General features: G+C 63.0%; 21 protein-coding genes and 1 other RNA gene. 7 read left to right on the top strand and 15 right to left on the bottom strand.

Annotation, left to right across the window (positions count from 1 at the left end; genetic code table 11):
• Positions 1-116 precede the first annotated feature (116 nt).
• From NKI54_RS06940 to ffs, 4 genes are all read right to left on the bottom strand, one after another.
• Positions 117-1,055 carry a cell wall hydrolase gene (locus NKI54_RS06940; protein ID WP_352589010.1) on the bottom strand — a complete coding sequence of 313 codons (939 nt, stop codon included), beginning with the start codon at positions 1,053-1,055 and terminating at the stop codon, positions 117-119.
• A 221-nt stretch (positions 1,056-1,276) separates the two neighbouring features.
• The gene (locus NKI54_RS06935; RefSeq protein ID WP_023676870.1) at positions 1,277-1,600 is read right to left on the bottom strand and encodes a YbaB/EbfC family nucleoid-associated protein; all 324 of its coding nucleotides are present in this window, start codon (positions 1,598-1,600) and stop codon (positions 1,277-1,279) included.
• 32 nt (positions 1,601-1,632) lie between these two features.
• Positions 1,633-3,453 carry a DNA polymerase III subunit gamma/tau gene (locus tag NKI54_RS06930; protein WP_352448578.1) on the bottom strand — a complete coding sequence of 607 codons (1,821 nt, stop codon included), beginning with the start codon at positions 3,451-3,453 and terminating at the stop codon, positions 1,633-1,635.
• 104 nt (positions 3,454-3,557) lie between these two features.
• Positions 3,558-3,654, bottom strand: an RNA gene (gene ffs / locus NKI54_RS06925) — signal recognition particle sRNA small type.
• 359 nt (positions 3,655-4,013) lie between these two features.
• Here ffs and NKI54_RS06920 point away from each other — a divergent pair.
• The 3 genes from NKI54_RS06920 to NKI54_RS06910 are packed head-to-tail and all read left to right on the top strand — an operon-like array spanning position 4,014 to position 5,741.
• The gene (locus NKI54_RS06920; protein WP_023676868.1) at positions 4,014-4,433 is read left to right on the top strand and encodes an HIT family protein; all 420 of its coding nucleotides are present in this window, start codon (positions 4,014-4,016) and stop codon (positions 4,431-4,433) included.
• A 38-nt stretch (positions 4,434-4,471) separates the two neighbouring features.
• On the top strand, positions 4,472-5,413 hold the full coding sequence (nudC, locus tag NKI54_RS06915; RefSeq protein WP_352570306.1) for an NAD(+) diphosphatase: 942 nt from the start codon (positions 4,472-4,474) through the stop codon (positions 5,411-5,413).
• 25 nt (positions 5,414-5,438) lie between these two features.
• A complete protein-coding gene (locus NKI54_RS06910) occupies positions 5,439-5,741 on the top strand; it encodes a Dabb family protein (protein WP_023676866.1) in 303 nt (100 codons plus the stop codon).
• A 24-nt stretch (positions 5,742-5,765) separates the two neighbouring features.
• On the opposite strand, the gene NKI54_RS06905 is transcribed toward NKI54_RS06910, so the two are convergent.
• From NKI54_RS06905 to NKI54_RS06865, 9 genes are all read right to left on the bottom strand, one after another.
• Complete coding sequence (locus NKI54_RS06905) at positions 5,766-6,707, bottom strand: 2-hydroxyacid dehydrogenase (protein WP_023676865.1); 942 nt, start codon at positions 6,705-6,707, stop codon at positions 5,766-5,768.
• A gap of 95 nt (positions 6,708-6,802) precedes the next feature.
• Positions 6,803-8,431: an ABC transporter ATP-binding protein gene (locus NKI54_RS06900; RefSeq protein WP_023676864.1), complete on the bottom strand. Its 1,629-nt coding sequence runs from the start codon at positions 8,429-8,431 to the stop codon at positions 6,803-6,805.
• Positions 8,428-8,928 (bottom strand): type II toxin-antitoxin system VapC family toxin, encoded by a 501-nt coding sequence (locus NKI54_RS06895; RefSeq protein WP_352691014.1) that lies wholly within the window; start codon positions 8,926-8,928, stop codon positions 8,428-8,430. Before NKI54_RS06895 ends, NKI54_RS06900 begins: the two co-directional genes overlap by 4 nt.
• Positions 8,928-9,161 carry a hypothetical protein gene (locus NKI54_RS06890; RefSeq protein WP_031211801.1) on the bottom strand — a complete coding sequence of 78 codons (234 nt, stop codon included), beginning with the start codon at positions 9,159-9,161 and terminating at the stop codon, positions 8,928-8,930. The genes NKI54_RS06895 and NKI54_RS06890 overlap by 1 nt, the downstream gene beginning before the upstream one ends.
• A 46-nt stretch (positions 9,162-9,207) precedes the next feature.
• Positions 9,208-10,347, bottom strand: coding sequence for an ABC transporter permease (locus NKI54_RS06885; RefSeq protein ID WP_352691012.1), 1,140 nt, complete (start codon positions 10,345-10,347; stop codon positions 9,208-9,210).
• Positions 10,347-11,441 (bottom strand): microcin C ABC transporter permease YejB, encoded by a 1,095-nt coding sequence (locus NKI54_RS06880; RefSeq protein ID WP_352635800.1) that lies wholly within the window; start codon positions 11,439-11,441, stop codon positions 10,347-10,349. Before NKI54_RS06880 ends, NKI54_RS06885 begins: the two co-directional genes overlap by 1 nt.
• Positions 11,442-11,471: 30 nt before the next feature.
• Entirely contained in the window at positions 11,472-13,340 is a 1,869-nt protein-coding gene (locus NKI54_RS06875; protein ID WP_352635802.1) for an extracellular solute-binding protein, read from the bottom strand.
• On the bottom strand, positions 13,340-15,223 hold the full coding sequence (locus NKI54_RS06870) for an extracellular solute-binding protein (RefSeq protein ID WP_352635804.1): 1,884 nt from the start codon (positions 15,221-15,223) through the stop codon (positions 13,340-13,342). The genes NKI54_RS06875 and NKI54_RS06870 overlap by 1 nt, the downstream gene beginning before the upstream one ends.
• Positions 15,224-15,396: 173 nt before the next feature.
• The gene (locus NKI54_RS06865; RefSeq protein ID WP_352455085.1) at positions 15,397-16,056 is read right to left on the bottom strand and encodes a c-type cytochrome; all 660 of its coding nucleotides are present in this window, start codon (positions 16,054-16,056) and stop codon (positions 15,397-15,399) included.
• A gap of 191 nt (positions 16,057-16,247) precedes the next feature.
• On the opposite strand from NKI54_RS06865, the gene NKI54_RS06860 reads away from it, so the two are divergent.
• The gene (locus tag NKI54_RS06860) at positions 16,248-16,976 is read left to right on the top strand and encodes a 3-deoxy-manno-octulosonate cytidylyltransferase (RefSeq protein ID WP_352635806.1); all 729 of its coding nucleotides are present in this window, start codon (positions 16,248-16,250) and stop codon (positions 16,974-16,976) included.
• Positions 16,977-17,008: 32 nt separating this feature from the next.
• Positions 17,009-17,872, top strand: a complete 864-nt coding sequence (locus NKI54_RS06855; protein ID WP_023717847.1) for a prephenate dehydratase — start codon at positions 17,009-17,011, stop codon at positions 17,870-17,872.
• A gap of 7 nt (positions 17,873-17,879) precedes the next feature.
• Here NKI54_RS06855 and NKI54_RS06850 read toward each other — a convergent pair whose 3' ends face one another.
• Together NKI54_RS06850 and NKI54_RS06845 are read right to left on the bottom strand one after the other, a co-directional pair.
• Complete coding sequence (locus tag NKI54_RS06850; protein WP_023676854.1) at positions 17,880-18,236, bottom strand: hypothetical protein; 357 nt, start codon at positions 18,234-18,236, stop codon at positions 17,880-17,882.
• Positions 18,237-18,291: 55 nt separating this feature from the next.
• The gene (locus NKI54_RS06845; RefSeq protein ID WP_352635808.1) at positions 18,292-19,236 is read right to left on the bottom strand and encodes a methyltransferase domain-containing protein; all 945 of its coding nucleotides are present in this window, start codon (positions 19,234-19,236) and stop codon (positions 18,292-18,294) included.
• A 107-nt stretch (positions 19,237-19,343) separates the two neighbouring features.
• Between NKI54_RS06845 and NKI54_RS06840 the strand changes: the two genes are divergently transcribed.
• Positions 19,344-20,354: a ligase-associated DNA damage response exonuclease gene (locus NKI54_RS06840; protein WP_023676852.1), complete on the top strand. Its 1,011-nt coding sequence runs from the start codon at positions 19,344-19,346 to the stop codon at positions 20,352-20,354.
• A gap of 238 nt (positions 20,355-20,592) precedes the next feature.
• On the top strand, positions 20,593-22,194 hold the full coding sequence (locus NKI54_RS06835) for a cisplatin damage response ATP-dependent DNA ligase (protein WP_352635863.1): 1,602 nt from the start codon (positions 20,593-20,595) through the stop codon (positions 22,192-22,194).
• Positions 22,195-22,207 lie beyond the last annotated feature (13 nt).

Here is a 22,207-nt window from a genome sequence, read left to right as displayed (position 1 = left end):
GGTTTAGGATTTTTCCGCACGCTTTGGAACAGTTGAGCGGCCAGGGGCTCCGCTCTTCCCTTCTCCCCTTGTTGTGGGAGAAGGGAAGGCCGACGTCGCGGCCAGTGCTGCCGTCCTCAGTTTTCTTCCAGTGGCCGGGTCTGGCCGGCGATCATCGCGCCGATGGCGTCGGTGTTCTCGGGCGTCGCCTCGAACGACATTGTCGGCTCTGCCGGCGCGGCCTGGAAGGAGGTGACAGGCCGCTCGCTCACGGTTCCGCCAAAACGGGCCGCATCCGGCTCCTGCATTGGCTCTTGCAGCGCCACAAGTATCGGCTTCTCCGCCGTCGCCTTCTCCGGGGTCGCCATTCCGGCGGTCACCCTTGTCTGCTTTGCCGGCAGCGATGCAGCGGCGGTCACATAGGTTGCCTTGGCGAATGTCGGCTTGGCGCTGCGTGCCGGCTCCGCCGAGGCGACAAGTATGGCCTGAGCGGCAGGCGCTTGCGGCTTGGCCTGGGCCATGGCGACTACCGGCTCGTCCGGCAGCGGCTGCCAGTTGCGGCCGCGCTTTTCATAGAAGGCATTGCCGCCGGCGACCATGGTGTAGTGCATGTTCTTGTAGGGGAAGCGCAGGCCGGCGGTGTGGAAGAACATGGTGTTCTTCAGCTTGGCTTTGCGCTCGCCCTTGAGCACCGCCTCGGCGGCTTCCTCGACGTCGGGCATCGCCTTCGAATTCATCGGCCGTGTCATGACGCCCGGCGCGAACTGCCCGCGCTCGCCGACGACCTGGCAGATGGTGTTGCCGTGATTGCCGGACCGCAGACGGTTCATCACCACCGTGCCGACCGCAATCATGCCGTCACGGCTCGACCGGTTGGACTCGAAGAACATCGCCCGCTCCAGGCATTCCTTCTCCTTCGGCGTGGAATTGTAGGAGCGCGAGCTCAGGAAACTCGGCGTAATGGCATCGGTCAGGCTGGACATGCCGTGCGAGGCGGTCTGACTGCAAGCGGCCAAAAACAGCGGCGAGATAACGACGCCGAGCCGCAACGGCGTCTTCCATCGGGTAGAGATCAACAGGTGTCCCCTCAATTCTGCTGCCAGCCCGCCCCTGGTTGCGGCAAGAATGAGACACTTTCAGGCAAAAAGATGGCTAAAGCGTTATTAAGTGTGGGGAGTTGCCTAATAGACACAGCTGGCGGGCTTCCGAGAACCGGAGCGGAGCGTACGTTTCGTGAGCACCGGAAGCGCAGGAAGCCGCCGTTTGCAGGCCGGCATCACCTGGATATCAACACACCTTAGAACGGCAGCTTCATTCCCGGCGGGATCGGTAGGCCCGCGGTCAGCGCCCTGGTCTTCTCCTGCATGATCTGCTCGACCTTGGTCCTGGCGTCGTTGTGGGCAGCGAGAAGCAGGTCCTCGAGAATCTCGACCTCGTCTTCCTTGAACAGCGACGGGTCGATCTTCAGCGACTTCATCTCGAATTTGCCGGTCAGCGTCACGCTGACCAGGCCGCCGCCGGCCTGCCCGGTGGCTTCCAGCGTGGCGATCTCATCCTGCATTGCCTGGAACTTGGCCTGCATTTCCTTTGCCTTGCCCATCATGCCGAGAAGGTCTTTCATCGCACGGTCCTTTGCAGCTGGTGCTGGTTGTTTCAGGTTTCGTCGTCGTCGGCCGGCGGCTCGACCGGCACTTCGGCCTCGTCGGCTTCCGGCGCGTCGGGAATGCGCACGTCGATGATCTTGGCGCCGGGAAAGCGCGCCAGGATGGCGGCGACCGTCGGGTCGCTCTTGGCATCGAGGAAGGCGTTTTCGCGCTTTGTCGATTCCATCTCGGCCAAGGTCTGGCCGCCCTCGTCCTTCGACAGCGACACCAGCCAGTTGCGGCCGGTCCAGGCGCGCAGCTTGGCGGTCAAATCATTGAGCAACATCTTCGGCGCATCGTCGGTCAGGCTGACGTCGATACGACCGGGCTCGATGCGCACCAGCCGCACGCAACGCTTCACCAGCACCTTGAAGGCCATGTCGCGCTGGGCGTCGGCAAGGGCGACAATGTCGGCCAGCGATTTCACCGGCACCGGCGGCGCCTCGACCGCCGGCTCCGGCGGAGCAACGAAGTTGGTCGGCACGGGCTCGGCCTCGACCAGGCGCATTGTCTGGGCGCCGCCATTGGCCGTCGGCATCCGCGCCTGCGCCACGGCGCCGGCACCACCGCTTGCAGGCGCATGGTTTGCGGGGCCGGGGCTTGCCGGCGTGCCATTCGCGCGCGGCGCGGCGCCCGGCAGGGTACCGCCGTTCTCCAGCGATTTCAGCGCCTCGTCCAGCGTCGGCAGGTCGGCGGCATGGGCCAGCCGGATCAGCACCATCTCGGCGGCGCTGACCGGGCGGTTGGAAGTCTGCACCTCGGGAATGCCTTTCAAGAGCATCTGCCACGTCCGCGACAGCACCTTGACCGACAGCGTGCTGGCGAAATCGGCGCCGCGCCGGCGCTCGTCCTCGGACAGCGAGGCGTCGTCGATGGCAGCCGGCACGAAACGCAGACGGGTGACCAGATGGTTGAACTCGGCAAGGTCGGTCAGCACCGCGGCAGGATCGGCGCCGGTATCGTACTGGGCACGGAATTCGGCAAGTGCGGCGGCGACGTCGCCCTTCATGACATGTTCGAACAGGTCGACGATGCGGGCACGGTCGGCAAGGCCGAGCATAGCACGCACCGCTTCGGCGCTGACCGCGCCGCCGCCATGGGCGATCGCCTGGTCGAGGATCGACTGCGCATCGCGCATCGAGCCTTCGGCCGCGCGCGCGATCATCGCCAGCGCATCGTCTTCGACTTCGATGCCCTCCAGTCCGGCTATCCTGGCAAGGTCGGCCTTGATCATTGCCGCATCGATGCGCCTGAGGTCGAAACGCTGGCAGCGCGACAGGACGGTGATCGGCACCTTGCGGATTTCGGTGGTGGCGAAGATGAACTTGACGTGCGGCGGCGGCTCTTCCAGCGTCTTCAGCAGGCCGTTGAAGGCCTGGTTGGAAAGCATGTGCACTTCGTCGATGATGTAGACCTTGTAGCGCGCCGACACCGGGGCGTAGCGCACACGCTCGATGATGTCCCTGATGTCGTCGATGCCGGTATGCGAGGCGGCGTCCATCTCGATGACGTCGACATGCCGGCCTTCCATGATCGCCTGGCAATGCTCGCCGAGCACGGCAAGGTCGACGGACGGCTGGTCGACGGTCGATGTTTTGTAGTTCAGGGCCCGCGCGAGTATGCGCGCGGTCGTCGTCTTGCCGACGCCACGCACGCCGGTCAGCATCCAGGCCTGGGCGATGCGGCCGGTGGCAAAGGCATTGGTCAAGGTGCGGACCATCGGCTCCTGGCCGATCAGTTCGGAGAAATTCGACGGTCGGTATTTGCGCGCCAGCACGCGGTAGGCGGCAGGCTTGTCCAATTTCCCGGCCTCGTTTCCGGCTTCGCTCATTCGCCCGTTAAGCTCCAAGGGCTGCCACTGGAGGCGGCCGATTCCTGCGCATAGTTTCGCCCGCACGGCTTGGCGCCGTCAATGTCGGGGCAAAAGGCGAAGAGGCGGGAGGCTGGAACAATGACCCGTTCCGGGCTCGTTAGGGCTGCTTCCTTCCGGACCTGACCCGGTTGGCGAGTGGACCGTCCACCACCAACCTCCCAGCCTCCATATCGGCAATCCGGCGATGAAATGCAAGTGCGGATGATAGGGGCCTTGAGCGACGGCGAAAGCTGAAACCAAAAACCCGCCTCGGCGGGCGGGTCGTTGGTGCGAATAATCACCATAGCGAAATTAGTAGCATAGCTGCCGGCACAAAGCAAGAACAAAATGTGGCCGCGATCAAAATCGTCGACCTCGGCGGGGCAGCGCCAACCTGATGCAATTTGCCCGGGCCCTCACTTCTTCGCGCACAATCAGCGCCGCGACGGCCAATGTTGGTTGCTGCCCCTTGCGGCCCTTCGGAAGCCGCTCTAGCGTCGATGGAGTTCAAAAAACGTCAAAAAGTGAGGGAAACGCCGATGCTGCCGGGCCTCAAGGCCGGATTCACGCTTGACGCCCAGCTGGAAGCCGACAGCGAACAGTTGATGTGGCTCGGCCTGTGCGAATTGCGCGTCATGAACGACCGCCGCTGGCCATGGCTGCTGCTGGTGCCGCAGCGGCCGGGCATCGAGGAAATCCACGACATGACGCCGCTGGACCAGGCGATGCTGACCTTCGAGACCAACATGGTGGCGCTGGCGCTGAAGCGGGTGACCGGCTGCACCAAGATCAACACCGGCGCACTCGGCAACATCGTGCGCCAGTTGCATGTACACGTCATTGCGCGCTCGGAAGGCGATCCCGGCTGGCCCGGCCCGGTGTGGGGGCACGGCCTGCGCGAGCCCTATCAGCGCTCCGACCTTCGCAAGTTTGCGGAAAAGATCAAGGCAGCGCTATAAGCCTCTCCCGTGTCCACCTTGAACCTTCCCGAGTCTGCATGAGCTTTCGCCTGTTTGACGCGCCCTTGCGCGAGCCGAGCCAGTTCGTCGGCTTCGCCGGCAACATTATCGACCGGCAGTCCGAAAACCGCGCCGACGATTCCGTCGAAAAGGCACTCGCCGATCCCTCGGCGCGGCTTTTGCTGATGCGTGGCGGCCGGCTCTATTTGAAGCTTGCGCAAGGCGCATTCGACCCCTGGTTCGGCGTGGCCGAATGCCGACCGCTCGAAGCGTCGCTCGAAAACGGCGTCCTGCTCGGTTTTTCCGAAAGCGGCCCGGTGCTGGCGGTGCCGGCCGGGGTCGAGCCCGAGCAGCTTCCCGAGACGATCAAGGCGATCGACTATCGCTCGGTCTATATGCAGGGGCTGATCGACGAAGCGGCGGCCGGCGCGCTGGCGCAAGGGGCGGCGCTGCTCGCCTGGCATGCCAGCCATCGCTTCTGCAGCAAATGCGGCACCGAAGCCGAGATGCGGGCGGGCGGTTACAAGCGGCATTGCCCGGCCTGCGGTACGGAGCACTTTCCGCGCACCGACCCGGTGGCGATCATGCTGACGGCAACACGCGAAAAATGCCTGCTCGGCCGCGGCCGGCATTTCGGGCCCGGCATGTATTCGGCGCTCGCCGGTTTCATCGAGCCGGGCGAGACGATCGAGGCGGCGGTGCGCCGCGAAACGCTGGAGGAAGCCGGCATCCGGCTAGGCCGTGTCGTCTACCACGCCAGCCAGCCCTGGCCGTTTCCCTATTCGCTGATGATCGGCTGCTTCGGCGAACCGCTCAACGACGATATCCAGCCCGACCTCAACGAGCTGGAAGATTGCCGCTGGTTCTTTCGCGACGAGGTGCTCTTGATGCTGGCCCGCGAGCATCCGGGCGGCCTGATGACACCGCCGAAGGGGGCGATCGCCTATAACCTCATCCGCGCCTGGGCTGACAGCGCGTGACACGAAGATATCGCAGGAGCAAAAAATGATCCGTCACACCGTCGTGTTCACGCTGAAACACCCGCCGCATTCGCTCGAGGAAAAACGGTTCCTCGCCGACGCCAAGAGGATTCTCACGGCGATAAAGGGCGTCACGCATTTCGAGCAGTTGCGGCAGGTCAGTCCCAAGAACGACTACCGCTTCGGCTTCTCGATGGAGTTCGCCGATCAGCGGGCCTATTCCGGCTACAACGACCATCCCGACCACGTCGCCTTCGTCCGCGACCGCTGGATCCCGGAAGTCGAGGCGTTTATGGAGATCGACTACGTGCCGCTCGGCTGGGGCTGAGACTGGAAAGCGGCGCTCTAAAAATTAATACCCGGCGTCGCGATCCACCACATTTTCCAGCGGTTCGCCGCTCTCGAAAGCATCCATCTGGCGCAGCATGATCGGCGCCAGGTGGACCGGATCGGAAGTTGCCGCCGCATGCGGCGTCACGAACACTTTGGGGTGGCTCCATAGCGGGCTGGTCTTCGGCAGCGGCTCGACCTCGAAAACGTCGAGGCTGGCTTCCTTCAGCGTGCCGTCGTCCAGCGCGCGCAAAATGTCGGCGTCCTTCTGCAGCCTGCCGCGCCCGGCATTGATCAGCACTGAGCCGCCGAGGCCGTTGCGCTTCCGCAGCTCCTTCAGCACGCCGTGGTTGATGATACCGTGCGTCTGCGGCGTCAGCGGCAGCAGCACCACCAGGATGTCGGTGGCGTTTAGGAACGGGATCAGGCCGGCCTCGCCCGCGTAAGTCGAGACACCTTGCATCGGCCGATCGCTGCGCGACCAGCCATTGACGGGAAAGCCGAGCGACAACAGCACCGATGCCGCCGCGCGGCCAAGCGTGCCGAGCCCCATAATGCCGACCGAGATGTCGCTGGCCGGCCGCTGCTGCGGTTCATGCCAGATCTTCTTCTGCTGCTGGGCGCGGTAGAGCATGCCTTGGCGATGGTGGTCGAGCACCCGCCAGACGACGTATTCGGTCATGTACTGGGTCAGGTTGTCGGCCACCACCTTGACGACCGGTACGTCGGGCAAGGTGGGATCGGCGAAGATGTGGTCGACGCCGGCGCCGATCGAGAAGATGGCGCGCAGATTGGGCAGCGACGACAACAGGTTCGGCCGCTGTTTCCACACCACAGCATAGGTAATCGAGGGATCGCCGGCGCCATTCGGCTCGAGCACCACCTCGCGCTCCGCCGACAGCAGTTCGCGCCAGCGCAGCGGATGAATACCGGTGAGGGCAAGCAGGATGCGGCCTTTTTCCATTGTGGATTGTTTTTCCCTTTTTACCAACAGCGTTCGCGTTCCGACGCGCAAGGCGCGGCAGTGTTTTGATTTTGTGCATGATCTCTGGCGAAAATCTACTCGCTGACGATGCCGACCGGCGCCGTTTCGATCTTGAAGGCGGCCGAGATCAACGCCTTTGTGTAGTCGGTCCGCGGGTTGCCGAAAATCTGTTCGGAAGGACCGGCCTCGACGATCCTGCCGTTACGCATGACGATGACTTCGTTGGCGAGCGCGCGGATGACCCTCAGATCGTGGCTGATGAAGAGGTAGGCGAGGTCGTGCTTGGCTTGCAGGCTGCGTAAGAGGTCGACGACCTGCGCCTGCACGCTCATGTCGAGCGCCGAGGTCGGCTCGTCCAGCATGACGAAACGCGGGTTGAGCACCATGGCGCGCGCGATGGCGACGCGCTGGCGCTGGCCGCCGGAGAATTCGTGCGGATAGCGGTTGCGCGTCGCCGGATCGAGGCCGACTTCCTTCAGCACGTCGACGACACGCTCGTCGCGCCCATCAGGAGACAGCTTCGGCTCGTGGATCTTCAACCCTTCCTCGATGATCTCGGCGACCGACATGCGCGGACTGAGCGAACCGAACGGATCCTGGAAGACGATCTGCAACTCGCGCCGCAGCGGCCGCATTTCGTTGAAGGACAGCTGATTGATGCCGCGTCCGTTGAACTGGATGGTCCCGGTCGACGAGATCATCCTGGCCAGCGCCAGGCCGAGCGTCGTCTTGCCTGAGCCGGATTCGCCGACGACGCCAAGCGTCTGGCCGGCCCGCACGGTGACGTCGATGCCGTCGACCGCCTTCACATTGTCGACGGTGCGCCGGAAGAAGCCCTTCTTGATCGGAAACCAGACCTTGACGTCCTTGCCGACCATCACCGGCTTGGCGGCCTGGTTGGCCGCCGGCGGCTTGCCTTTCGGCTCGGCGGCAAGCAGATGCCGCGTGTAGGCGTGCTGCGGATTGGCGAATATCTCCTTGGTCGGGCCGGTCTCGACGATCTTGCCCTTGGTCATCACGCAGACCCGGTCGGCGATCTTCCTGACGATGCCGAGATCGTGGGTGATGAACAGCATCGACATGTTCTTGCGGCTTTTCAGGCCGGCGAGCAGCTCGAGGATCTGCGCCTGGACGGTGACGTCGAGCGCCGTCGTCGGCTCGTCGGCGATCAAAAGTTCAGGCTCGTTGGCCAGCGACATGGCGATCATGACGCGCTGGCGCTGGCCGCCGGAAAGCTGGTGCGGATAGGCGTCGAGCCGCTTCTCCGGCTCGCGGATGCCGACCTCGTGCAGAAGTTCCAGCGTGCGCGCCTTGGCTTTGCGATCCCCCAGGCCCTGATGCAGCTTCAATACCTCGACGATCTGCTGCTCGATCGTATGCAGCGGGTTGAGCGAGGTCATCGGCTCCTGGAAGATCATGGTGATCTTGTTGCCGCGCACGCGGCGCAGGTCTCTCTCGTCGGCGGCAAGCAGGTCGGCGCCGAGGAACAGGATCTTTCCCGACGGGTGGCTGGCGGTCGGATAGGGCAGCAGCTTCAGAACCGACAGCGCGGTGACCGACTTGCCGGAGCCGGATTCGCCGACCAGCGCCACCGTCTCGCCCCTGGCGAGGTCGAAGGAAATATGGTCGACGGCGATCGACTGGTCGCCGCCTTGCGTGAAGGCGACGCTGAGGTCCTGGACCGAAAGGAGAGGGGCGGTCATAGCTCAACTTCCGCGACAACCCCGTCCAAGGCGGAAATTTCCGGTCGTATGATCGATATTTTGGCTGCCATTTGACGTGGGACGAGACGAGTTGGTGCGATGGAATAGGTCTCTTTCAATCTCGTATCCGCGGTCGGAAATTGTGTGCAGCCGAAGTGCATCGCTGTGGAAAGATGGATCGCGTCTGGTAATCTCAAGGAAAGGAATTCCGAACGTAACTGTGCTGCGTGCCAGAGAACGTCGCGAGTTATCGTCCCAATTGAGATGAAGGCATTGCCGATTGAAATATTGTCGTAGAGCTCGATCAGTCGCTCATTGTTCTTTCTCAAGGGATCGACCATCAACTCCGCGAGCACGATCTCACTCGTCGCCAGGAAAGGCTGCTTTCTGCCCTCGTTCAGTGAAATGAGCTGAAGCAGTTTTTTTGCAAGCGCATCATTGTTTTCAAAGGCATAGATGAAAATGTTGGTGTCGACGTAAAGCCGGACTGCAGCCATCAATCCTCCCACTCATCGCGGAGGGCACGAACACGCGCGACAGCCTCGTCGAGGCTTGTTCCCGGCGCGTTGGCCTGAGCATCCCGCATGAGTTCAAGCAATTGTTCGCGGCCAAGGGGCCTGTTGGCCTCCTCCTCCACTGTCACTTTGACCGAGGCGCTCGGAGCTATGCCTTTTCGCAGTTCATCCGGGAGCTTCGATGCCGGGTAGTGTTCAAGGATGATCCTATTCATTGCCATTTCCGGAATATAACATGCCGAATGCCAGCCTGCATCGCCCTCATCTGAACGTCTTGCGCGGATCGAAGGCGTCGCGGGTGGCCTCGCCGACGAAGACCAGCAGCGACAGCATCAGCGAGATGACGACGAAGCCGGAAATGCCGAGCCAGGGCGCGTTGAGATTGCGCTGTGCCTGCTTCAGCAACTCACCCAGCGAGGCGGCGCCGGGCGGCAGGCCGAAGCCGAGATAGTCGAGCGAGGTCAGCGTCGAAATCGAGCCGCTGAGCAGGAAGGGCAGGAAGGTCAGCGTCGCCACCATGGCGTTGGGCAGCAGATGCCGGAACATAATGGTGACATTGGATACGCCGAGCGCGCGCGCCGCGTTGACATATTCGAAATTGCGGGCGCGCAGGAACTCGGCCCGCACCACGCCGACCAGTGCCACCCAGGAGAACAGCAGCATCAATCCGAGCAGGATGAAGAAGCCGGGCGGCAGGATGGCGGCGACGATCAAGAGCAGATACAGCACCGGGATCGCCGACCAGATCTCGATGAAACGCTGGAACAGGAGGTCGGTCCAGCCGCCGAAATAGCCCTGCAGAGCGCCGGCCGCCACGCCGATCAGCGCCGAGCCGGCGGTCAGGATCAGGCCGAACAGCACCGATATCCTGAAGCCGTAGATGACGCGCGCCAGCACGTCGCGGGCCTGGTCGTCGGTGCCCAGCCAGTTCCAGTTGCCGACGTTGCAATTGGGGTCTGCCTCGCCTTTCGGATACTGGTTGCAGCGCGTCTTCTTGTCGTAGAGCCAGGACGGCGTGGTCGGTGCTGCTTCGGGAATAGCGTTGTTGACGGTCTGGTAGGAGTAGCGCACCGGCGGCCAGACCATCCAGCCATTGGCGTTGATCTCGTCCTGGATCACCGGGTCGCGGTAGTCGGTGACCGCATAGAAGCCGCCGAACTTCTCCTCGGGATAAGCGACCAGGACCGGAAACAGGATCTCGCCCTTGTAGGAGGCGATGATCGGCTTGTCGTTGGCGACCAATTCCGAAACCAGCGACAGCACGAACAGGAACAGGAATATCCACAACGACCAGTAGCCGCGCCGGTTGGACTTGAAGTTCTGCAGGCGCCGCTGGTTGAGCGGCGACAGAAAGGGCCGCGCGATCCGTGCCGGCGCCGTTTCGGCTGTGGCCTGCGCCATCAGACGTCTCTCCGCTCGAAATCGATGCGTGGATCGACCCAGGTATAGATCAGATCGGACAAAAGCCCGACGAACAGGCCAAGCAGCGAGAAGATGAAGAGATTGGCGAACACCACCGGATAGTCGCGCTGCACCACCGAGTTGAAGCCGAGCAGGCCGAGGCCGTCGAGCGAAAATATGTTCTCGATCAGCAGCGAGCCGGTGAAGAAGGCCGAGATGAAAGCACCGGGAAAACCGGCGATGACGATCAGCATGGCGTTGCGGAAGACGTGGCCATAAAGCACCTGCCGCTCCGACAGGCCCTTGGCGCGGGCTGTGACCACATATTGCTTGCGGATTTCCTCGAGGAAGGAATTCTTGGTCAAAAGCGTCGTCGTGGCGAAGGCCGACAGCACCAGCGCGGTCAGCGGCAGGGTCATATGCCAGAAATAGTCGACGATCCGCTGCGGCCAGGACAGCTGGTCCCAATTGTCGGAGGTGATGCCGCGCAGCGGAAACCAGTCCCAGAACGAGCCGCCGGCAAACAGCACCATCAGCAAGATGCCGAACAGGAAGCCCGGAATGGCGTAGCCGACGATGACGACGCCGCTGGTCCAGACGTCGAAAGTGGAGCCGTCCTTGACCGCCTTGCGGATGCCGAGCGGGATCGAGATCAGGTAGGATAAAAGCGTGATCCACAGCCCGATCGAGATCGACACCGGCATCTTTTCCAGGATCAGGTCGAGCACTGAGATGTCGCGGAAGTAGCTGTCGCCGAAATCGAAGCGGAGATAGTTCCACAGCATCATGCCGAAGCGCTCGAGCGGCGGCTTGTCGAAACCGAACTGCTTCTCCAGCTTCTTGATGAATTCCGGATCGAGCCCTTGCGCGCCGCGGTATTTCGAGCCGACGTCACCGGCGACATCGAAATTGGCGCCGCCGGCATCACCCCCGCCGCCGCCGAGGCGATCGCTGCCGCCCTGGTTGGTCAGCCTGGCGATGACCTGCTCGACCGGCCCGCCTGGAGCAAACTGGATGACGGCAAATGACACCGCCATGATGCCGAACAGGGTCGGGATCATCAAAAGGATGCGGCGCAGTATATAGGCGCCCATCAGGTTCCCTGCCTCGCTTGTGCAAAAATCTCAGGCTTTGCCAATCTTTGCCGCCTTGTCTTTGTCGAACCACCACAGCGTCTCGACCGGAAAGTCGTAATCCGGCTTTTGAGCGGGAAAGCCGAACATGTCCCAGAAGGCTGCCCGGTGATTCGCCAGATGATATGTTGGAATCCAGTCTAGCCGCGCGCGCAAGACCCGATCGAGCGCGTTGAGCGCTGTGACGAGTTCGATCCGGCTCTGCGCCTTGCCGGCTGCCTCGATCAGCGCGTCGATGGCTTTGCTTTCCGTGCCCGGATAGTTGCGCATCCCCGGCGTTTTCGCCATCCGGGAATTGTAGAGGATTTCCAGGCCGTCGGCAGTAGGCGTCGCCCCGATCAACCAATGTAGCATGTTGAAATCGAAATCGTAGTTGCTTTGCCGCGCTTCAAATTGCGTCGAATCGACCTGCCGGATCGAAGCGTCGATGCCAATCGCCTTCATATTCTCGGACCACGGCGCGAAAATGCGAACGAGACCCTCGTCCTCGGCCAGCATTTCCACCCGCAGTCGCTCGCCCTTCTCATTGACGACGAAATTGCCCGCTCGCTTCCAGCCGGCTTCGGCAAGCAGTCTCGAAGCTTCGCGCAGCACCTTACGGTCGTGACCGGAACCGTCCGAGACGGGTTGCACCACCGGTTCGCCGAAGGTTTCCGGCGGCAACTCGGCTCGAAACGGCTCCAGCAGTTTCAATTCCTGGGGCGAGGGCAGGCCCTCGGCCTTGTAGTCCGATCGTTCGAAGTTCGATTGCGAGCGCTCGTAGGAGCCGAAAAACAGTACCCGCTTGGTCCATTCGAAATCGAAGCAATAGGCGATCGCCTGTCTCACGCGCACATCGCGGAATTGCGGCCGGCGCTGGTTCAGCGCGACAGCCTGCATGTCGGGCGATTTCTCGCCGGGAAATTCCCGTTTGACGACCCTGCCGTCCTTCAGGGCCGGAAAGTCGTAACCGGTCGCCCATACCCGCGCGGTGAATTCCTCGCGAAAATGCGTATCGCCTTTCTTGAACGCTTCAAACGCTGCCTGGCGATCAAGATAGAAATCGATACGGATACGGTCGAAATTATTAAGCCCGCGGTTCACGGCGAGATCGCGCCCCCAATAGTCGGCGACGCGTTCATATTCGATAGTCTGCCCTGCCACGACCCGTCCCATCTTGTACGGCCCGGAGCTGAGCGGCGGGGTCATCGTCGAGGCGTCGAAATCATTGGCCGTATAGAAGGCTTTGGACACGATCGGCATTACGGCGATCGCGAGGATATTCTGCGCCGACTGTTTGCCGTTGAAGGTAAGGCTGACAGTAAGCGGATCGATTGCGACCGCATCCGTCATATGCCGCAGCGCTTGGGAAAGGTTCGGGTGTCCCCGGTCTTTGTAGAGGTTCAAGGCGAAGGCAACGTCCTCGGCCGTCAGGGGCGAGCCGTCATGGAAGCGCGCTTGTGGCCGCAGGCTGAAGCGGAAGCCGTTGCGGTCCTGCGACAACGTAACGGATTCGGCAAGCACGCCGTAGACCGCATCCGGCTCATCGAGCGCCCTTGCCATCAGCGAATCGAAACAGAGCTCGGTGCGCGGCGGCGAATCCCCCTTCAACACCAGCGAGTTCAACGTGTTGAAAGTCAGAAAGCTCTGATTGAGGGTGGAGTTCGGCGGGCCGAAATTCATCCGGCCGCCCTTGGGAGCGTCTGGATTGACATAGTCGAAATGCGTGAAATCCGGCCCGTATTTGAGATCGCCAAAAGCCGACAACCCGTGCAGTTTCACGCCGGTCGGAATGGCCGCGAAAGCTCGGCCTGGCAGCAGTGCCGCAGCGGCGGCAGCACCGCCCAGGGCGAGGAAGTCGCGACGAGGCAGCGCTGCCATCAATTGCCGCTCTTGTATTTGGCCGCCAGCGCCTTTTCCTTGTCCGGGTCGATCCACCAGGAATTCTGGTCGACGCCGCTATATGCGGGCTGCTTCTCCGGCATGCCGAACTTTTTCCAGTAGGCGAGCCAGACCACGGCGCGGTAATATTGCGGCACGACATAATAGTTCCACAGCAGCACCCGGTCGAGCGCATGGGTGGTGGCAACCAGATCGTCGCGGTCGGTGGCAAAGATGACCCGGTCGACCAGCGCATCGACGACCGGATTCTTGATGCCGGCGTAATTGCGCGATCCCGGCGAATCGGCGGCCTTGGAACTCCAGAAATCGCGCTGTTCATTGCCGGGAGAGTCCGACTGCCCGAGTATCGAAGTGACCACGTCAAAGTCGAAGTGAGTGACTCGGTTGATATACTGGGTCTGATCGATGAGGCGCAGCGTCGCGTCGACCCCGATCTTGCGCAGATTGGCGATATACGGACTGGCGATGACCTGGTCGGTGTCGTTCCAGCCGAGGATCTCGAATTTGAACGGTTCGCCGGTCTTGGCGTTGACCATCTTGCCGCCCTTGATGACCCAGCCTGCCTTGGCGAACAGATCGACCGCGGTCTTCAGGTATTTGCGCTCAGCCTGCGGGGTGTCGTAGACCGGCAGCTTAAATTCCTGGGTAAAGACTTCAGGCGGCAGCTTGTCACGGTACTGCTCGAGGATTTCAAGTTCCTTGCCCTGCGGCAGGCCGCTCGACGCCAGTTCCGTGCCCTGGAAATAGCTGCTGGTGCGGGTGTTGGAACCGAAGAACAGGGTCCGGTTCATCGTCTCGAAGTCGAACGGATACATCAGCGCGGCGCGCACCAGGCGATCCCTAAACAGCGGGCGCCTGGTGTTGAGCATGAAGGCCTGCATCGGTTCGGGCGACGCGGTCTTGAATTCCTTCTTGATGACGTCGCCGGCCTGGACTGCCGGGAAATTATAGGCCGTGTTCCAGCGCCTCGAACTGTTCTCCGGCTTGATGTCGTCCAAGCCGCCCTTGGTGAAGGCCTGCCAGGCGGCATTGTCGTCGAGAAAATACGTGAAACGCTGCCTGTCGAAATTCTCGCGGCCGATTTTTACGGGCAGCTTGTCCGCCCAGTAATCGGGCACGCGCTGCCAGATGATTTCGGACCCCGGCTTGAAGCTCGCGATCTTGTAGGCGGCCGAGCCGAGCGGCGGCTCCTGCGTCGGCTTGGTGACGTCGCGCTTCTTGCCGTTGGCGTCGGTGCCTTCCCACCAGTGCTTGGGCAGCACGACGAGATCGCCGAGGATCTTCGGTAGCTCCCGGTTGCCCTTCTGGTTGAAATGGAACTCGACCTCGCGGTCGGAGATGGCGACCGCGTCGGTGACGTTTTCGAAATAGCGGCTATATTGCGGGCTGTTGGCCTTCAGCACCTGGAACGACCAGATCACGTCGTCGGTGGTGATCGGCTGGCCGTCATGCCATTTGGCCCGCGGGTCGAGACGATAGGTCGCCGAGGAATAGTCGGTCGGATATTTATAGGCATCGGCGATCAGCGGATGGCTGGTGCTGCCCTCGTCCGTCGCCTGCTCCATCAGCGTGTCGTAGAGCAGGCCGCCGCCGAACTGCGCGAAGCCGGCGGCCGGCGAACCCTGCACGATGTAAGGATTGAAGCTGTCGAACGTGCCGAGCACCACTGAGTTCACTGTGCCGCCCTTCGGTGCATCCGGATTGACGTAATCGTAGTGCTGGAAATTATCGCCGTATTTGGATTCGCCGATCAGCGAGGAGGTCGTGCGCCATTCGTCCGCAAAGGTCGCCTGCAGGCCGCCGGCAAAAGCAGCCAGCATCAGTACCGATTTCAGAAGCGTCCGCGCTCGGCCAACCGTCATGCGTTCTCCTCTTCGCGATATAGCGCCGTCACCATAGCGTCTGGGCCCAATCTAGATCATTTGGCGGCGCTGAAAACCGCAACCGAGCGGCTTTGTCGTCGCATATGCATTTTTCCTAACGAAAAAGCCGGGCTGAACCCGGCTTTTTCAAGGATTATGCCATTACAGTTTTGTTATTTTGCGGGCGCAGCCGGCGCCGGAGCGGCTGGCGCCGCGCCTTCTGCCGGCTTGGCAGGGGCCGCACCTTCGGCCGGCTTGGCGGGCTCATTTTCGGCCGAGGCGCCGGGCGCCGGCAGCGGCTTAGGATTGTCCGACAGCGTGCGCAGATAGGCGATGACGTTGGCGCGGTCCTCATCCTTGGGCAGGCCGGCGAAGCCCATCGCGGTGCCCTTCACGAACTTCTTCGGCGAGGTGATGAAGTGGTTGAGATTGTCATAGGTCCACTTCTCGCTGCCGCCCTTGGAGAACTCCTTCATGCCGGCAGAATAGGCAAAGCCCTCATGCTCGGCGACCGGACGGTCGATGATATCCCAGAGATCGGGGCCGACCTTGTTGGGGCCACCCTTTTCGCCGGAGTGGCAAGCCTGGCATTTCTTGAAGATGGCGGCGCCCGCTTCGGCGTTGGCAGTGGTCAGCAGCTCGGCAATCGGCTTCACGGCCGCGGCGGGAGCGGCCGGGCCGCCTTCGGCGGGCTCGGTCGCCTCGATGGCGAAGCCGGGCTTTTCCGGCGCCGGCGAGGCAAACAGCGCGTCGGACACGATGCCAACGGAAAAGACGATGAACACGGTTCCGAGGAGACCGGCGAGCAGCTTGTTGACTTCGTTGGAATCCATACGCCCCAGGCTCCCTTTCCGGCGGACCGATCCGTCCACTCCGTCCGTCGGTATCGTGATCCACCCGGTGGAACCGGCCAAATCGCGCGGAAACTAGGTCTTTTGCTCCGGCGTTGCAACACCTATAAGGGCGCTGCCAGTGAGACCTTTTGCCACTTTGTCCTCCTCTTTTTCGAGCCCCTGCCCGCCTCATGTCCACGCTCATCCTGATCCCGGCCCGCATGGCCTCGACCCGCCTGCCGGGCAAGCCGCTCGCCGACATTGCCGGCACTCCAATGATCGTCCACGTCGCCCGCCGCGCTGCCGAGGCCGGGCTCGGCCGGGTGGTCGTCGCCACCGATACGCAAGGCGTTGCGGAGGCGGTGCGCGCGCATGATTTCGAGGCGGTGATGACGCGGGCGGACCACGAAACCGGCTCCGACCGCATCTTCGAAGCGCTGGCCATTCTCGACCCTGGCAACAGCGTCGAGACGATCGTCAATGTGCAGGGCGATCTGCCGACCATCGACCCCCTTGTTATCGGCGCCGCGCTGAAGCCTTTCGAGAACAGAGCGGTCGATATCGCCACGCTCTGCGTCGAGATCGTCCGCGACGAGGAAAAGACCAATCCGAACGTCGTCAAGCTGGTCGGCTCGCCACTCTCGGCGACACGGCTCAGGGCGCTCTATTTCACCCGCGCCACCGCGCCCTGGGGCGAAGGCCCGCTCTACCATCACATCGGCCTCTATGCCTATCGCCGCGCCGCACTCGAACGCTTCGTTGCGCTGAGGCCGTCGCCGCTGGAGCGCCGCGAGCGGCTGGAGCAATTGCGGGCGCTGGAGGCCGGCATGCGCATCGATGCGGAGATCGTCCAGTCGGTGCCGCTTGGCGTCGATACGCCGGACGATCTCGAACGCGCCAGGGCGCTCCTTTCCAACTAAGAAATTCCTCCCCCAATCCCGAGACACTGCGCATGCCTGAAAAGACCAACAAAATATCCTTCCAGGGCGAGCCGGGTGCCAATTCCGACACCGCCTGCCGCAACATGTTCCCGTCGATGGAGCCGTTGCCGTGCCCGACCTTCGAGGACGCCTTCAATGCGGTCGAGACCGGCAAAGCCGATCTGGCGATGATCCCGATCGAGAACACCATTGCCGGCCGCGTCGCCGACATCCATCACCTCTTGCCGGAATCGAAGCTGCACATCATCGGCGAATACTTTCTGCCGATCCACTTCCAGCTGATGGTGCTGCCCGGCGTCAGGCGCGACGAGATCAGGACCGTGCACAGCCACATCCACGCGCTCGGCCAATGCCGCAAATACATCCGCAAGAACGGCTGGAAGGCGACGGTGGCCGGCGACACCGCGGGCGCCGCCAAGATGGTCGCCGCAATGAAGGACCGCACCATGGCCGCGCTGGCGCCGGCGCTGGCCTCGACGCTCTACGGGCTCGACATCATCGAAGAGAATGTCGAGGACACCGACAGCAACGTTACCCGCTTCGTCGTGCTGACCAAGAACAAGCAATGGGCCGAGCGCCCCTCGGCCGACGCCAGGATGATGACGACCTTCATCTTCCGCGTCCGCAACGTGCCGGCAGCGCTCTACAAGGCGATGGGCGGGTTTGCCACCAACGGCATCAACATGACCAAGCTGGAAAGCTACCAGCTCGGCGCGTTTACGGCGACGCTGTTCTACGCCGACATAGAGGGCCATCCCGACGATCCGCTGGTGAAGCTGGCACTCGACGAGTTGCGCTTTTTCTCGCGCGAAATGCGCATTCTCGGCGTCTATCCCGCCAGCGCCTCGCGCGAGCAGTGGAAGGTGGCGGATTAGGATCCGGTCAGGTCAGGCCGAGCTTGTTCTGCTTGGCCGGCTTGCCGCATTCGCGGCGGGCAATCGACCGGTTCATGGCGTCGATCTTGCCGCTTGCCTGGTCGGCATCGCGCTTGGCTTTCGAGCGCATATCCGGCGTGAACGGGCCAAAGCCCGTCGCCGGGTTGGAGAAGGACGGCTTGGCGTCCACCGGCAGATGATATTGCTGCGCCAGGCCGTTTCGTTGCGCCAGCAATTGATCGCAAGGCACCTTGTCATATTGCAGCGAGGACTGGACGTTTTCGTCCTGCCGTTCGGACATCGAATTGCCGACGCAGCCGGCCATCGCCAGGCAAGATGCCAAGACCGTCATGTTCCAGCGCATGAACGTGCTCCTTGTCGTTCGCAGCTGCGGCTTCTCATGCGCAGCGGCAGAAGTCTTAGCCAGATTTTACGCTGCCGGAAAGCAAGCTTGCCACTACGGCCAGCCCTTCGACCGGTTGGCGGCGATCCTGCCGGATGATCGTTGCCTGCAGCGACAGGACTGAAAAGCCGTCGGCGTCCAGAACCCGCTCTACATAGCTTTGGGAATGCGCGTAGCGGCGGGACGGCAGCAGGGCGAAGCCGGCGCTGTCAGACGATTCTCCGCCCGGGAGCGTCTCGACGGAGAACGCAAACAGACCGCCGCCGGCAAGCATTCCGGCAATCTTGTTCACCACCTTTTCGAGTGCGCCGACATAGATGAACACATCGGCCGCCGTCACCAGATCGGCTTTCGGGCCAGAATAGCAAAAATCCTGCAGGTCCGTCTTGACGAGCAGATCGTAGACGCCTTTGGCGCGCGCCTGCCTCAGCATGGCGGCCGAGATGTCGTAACCCTCCAGCCGGTCGGCGATCGGCCGCAGCTTCTGGCCCATGAGGCCGGTGCCGCAGCCGAGATCGAGCGCCAGCGAAAACCGGCCCGGCCGTGCTGCCTGGATGGCGCGGTCGAGGCATTCGGGCAGACGATAGCCGAGCCTGTCGACCAGTTCAGCCTCGAAACTCCCGGCATAGTGGTCGTACAGCGTCTCGACAAAGGCGCTGGGCGGCGCCTGGGCCGCCGCTGCCCTGCCGATCAATTGCAGCTTGAGCACCGCGCCGAGCCTGTCCGCCGGGTCGAGCCGCAGTGCCGTCGTCCAGGCCTGCGCGGCACGATCGCGCGCGCCCGCCGCTTCCTGCATCTCGCCGAGGCGGAACCAGCCGGCTGGCCATTGCGGCGCCAGTTCGAGCGCGCCGAGCAGCAATTCCGCCGCTGCCGCATGATCGCCGGATGCATAGAGCATTTCGGCATAGTCGGCGCGGCGGTCGGCGGTCAAATCGCCGGACGAGGTCTGGAGCGGTTTCATGCGATCGGGTTCCGCCGGGTGTTTGCAGCCGGCTTGCGCTCTATGCTGGAGTCAGCAGTGACATACAACAGGCTTCCCGCGCCGGAATTAGCGCCTATCTTGGGGCCATGCGCGCCAGCGACCTGCTTCATCCCCGGCCGGAAGGGCTGTATTGCCCGCCCGGCGATTTCTTCATCGACCCGGTGCGGCCGGTCAACCGGGCGCTGATCACACATGGCCATTCCGACCATGCCCGCTCCGGCCACCGCTCGGTGATGGCGACGCAGCAGACGCTCGACATCATGGGGCTGCGCTACGGCGACAGTTTTGCCGGAACGACGCAAGCCGCCGTGCTCGGCGAGACGATTGCGCTTGGCGGTGTGGCCGTCAGCTTTCACCCGGCTGGTCATGTGCTTGGCTCGGCCCAGATCAAGGTCGCGCATCAGGGTACGTGCATCGTCGCGTCCGGCGACTATAAACGCCAGAAGGACGCGACCTGCGAGCCGTTCGAGCCGCTCAAGTGTGACGTCTTCATCACCGAGGCGACGTTCGGTCTGCCGGTGTTTCGGCATCCGCCCGATACCGAAGAGATCGCCCGGCTGCTGAAATCGACCGAGCAGTTTCCCGAGCGAACGCATCTGGTCGGCGCCTATGCGCTGGGCAAGGCGCAGCGCGTCATGCGGCTGCTGCGCGATGCCGGCTACGAAAAGCCGATCTACATCCACGGCGCGCTGGCCAAGCTCAGCGAGTATTACCAGAGCCAGAATATCGATCTCGGCACATTGGAACCGGCGACCGTCGAGACCGGCCAAAAAAGCGACTTTGCCGGCGCCATCGTCGTCGGCCCGCCATCCGCCTTCGCCGATCGCTGGGCGCGGCGTTTTCCCGATCCGATGTCGTGCTTCGCCTCAGGCTGGATGCGCATCCGCCAGCGCGCCAAGCAGGGCGGCGTCGAGCTGCCGCTGATCATTTCCGACCACTCCGACTGGGGCGAGTTGACCGCCACGATCAAGGAGACCGGCGCCGAAGAAATCTGGGTAACGCATGGCCGCGAGGAGGCGCTGGTGCGCTGGTGCGAGCTCGAAGGCATTGCGGCTCGGCCGCTGCATCTCGTCGGCTACGAGGACGAGGGCGATTGATGGTGTTTTTGGATCCAGCAATCGCCGGTACGGCGCTCTGCGGCGCCGCCCTCTGTCCTGCCGGACATCTCCCCCTCAAGGGGGGAGATCGGCAGCTTTGGTTTTGCCGCTCATCCTGCAACGTTGGAAATTGGCGAAAGCAGTCGCGACAGCAAATCTCCCCCCTTGAGGGGGAGATGTCCGGCAGGACAGAGGGGGGCGCGATAGAACGCGACGCCCGCCCATGGTTCTCACCGTCATGAACCGCTTCGCCGAGCTTCTCGACCGCCTCGTCCTGACGCCGTCGCGCAACGGCAAGCTGACGCTTTTGACCGATTATTTCCGCAGCGTCGAGGATCCGGACCGCGGGCTGGCGCTGGCGGCCATCACCGGCGATCTGTCCATCGCCGCGGTCAAGCCGGCGATGCTGCGCACACTGGTGATCGAGCGCATGGATCCGGTGCTGTTCGGGTATTCCTACGACTATGTCGGCGACCTGGCCGAGACCGTATCGCTGGTCTGGCCGCAGGCGCCGGTCGACATTGCGAACCACGAGCCGACGCTGGCCGAGGTGGTGGCCAAGCTGCAGGCGGCGAGCCGTTCCGACGGGCCGCAAGTGCTGGCCCGGCTGCTCGACAGCGCCAGCACTTCGGCGCGCTTTGCCATCATAAAGCTGGTCACCGGCGGCCTGCGCATCGGCGTCTCGGCGCGGCTTGCCAAGCAGGCGCTGGCCGATTTCGGCAAGGTCGAAATCGCCGAGATCGAGGAACTCTGGCACGGGCTGACGCCGCCCTATCTCGCGCTGTTCGCCTGGCTGGAGGGTAAAGCGGAAAAACCCAGGAAGACGGCGCTGGCGCTGTTCAGGCCAGTGATGCTGTCGAATGCCGTCGGCGACGGCGACCTCGAAAAGCTCGACCCGGCCGACTACGCGGCCGAATGGAAATGGGACGGCATCCGCGTCCAGGCGGTTTGCGAAGGCGGCATTCGCCGGCTCTATTCGCGCACCGGTGACGATGTCTCGGGTGCCTTTCCGGACCTTGCGGAGGCGATGGATTTTTCCGGCGCCCTCGACGGCGAGCTTCTGGTCGGAGACCCCAGGCAGGCGACGGGCACCTTCTCGGATCTGCAGCAGCGGCTGAACCGCAAGAGCGTGTCACCCAAGATCCAGCAGCAATACCCGGCCTTCATGCGCTGCTACGATGCGCTGCAGATTGGTGACGAGGATGTGCGCGGACTTCCCTTCCGCGAACGGCGCGGCCGGCTCGAGGCCTTCGTCAGGACACTCGATCCGAGCCGCTTCGATCTGTCGCCGCTGGTCGAATTCACCAACTGGCAGGCACTCGAGGAATTGCGCCGCAAGCCGCTGCATCCGGTCATCGAAGGCGTCATGCTGAAGCGCTGGGATTCGCCCTATGTGGCCGGGCGGCCGAAGGGCCCGTGGTTCAAATGGAAGCGCGATCCGCACACGGTCGACGCGGTGCTGATGTATGCCCAGCGCGGCCACGGCAAGCGTTCGAGCTTCTATTCCGACTACACATTCGGCGTCTGGTCCGGGCCGGAAGGATCGGAGGAGCTGGTGCCGGTGGGAAAAGCCTATTTCGGCTTCACCGACGAGGAACTGAGGCAGATCGACAAATATGTCCGCGACAACACGATCGAGCGCTTCGGCCCGGTGCGCTCGGTACGGGCCGACCGCAGGAACGGGCTGGTGCTTGAGGTAGCCTTCGAAGGGCTCAACCGCTCGACGCGGCACAAATCCGGCGTTGCCATGCGCTTTCCGCGCATTTCGCGGCTGCGCTGGGACAAGCCGGCGGCCGAAGCCGACCGCATCGAGACGCTGCAGGCGCTGCTCGATAGTTAATGCATGTCGAGCA

Origin of the sequence: Mesorhizobium sp. M0663 (genome assembly GCF_040320585.1) — a bacterium.
In the GTDB taxonomy this organism is placed as follows: domain Bacteria; phylum Pseudomonadota; class Alphaproteobacteria; order Rhizobiales; family Rhizobiaceae; genus Mesorhizobium.
The sequence above is the reverse complement of the archived record's forward strand: the minus strand, read 5'-3'. Positions and strand labels throughout refer to the sequence as shown.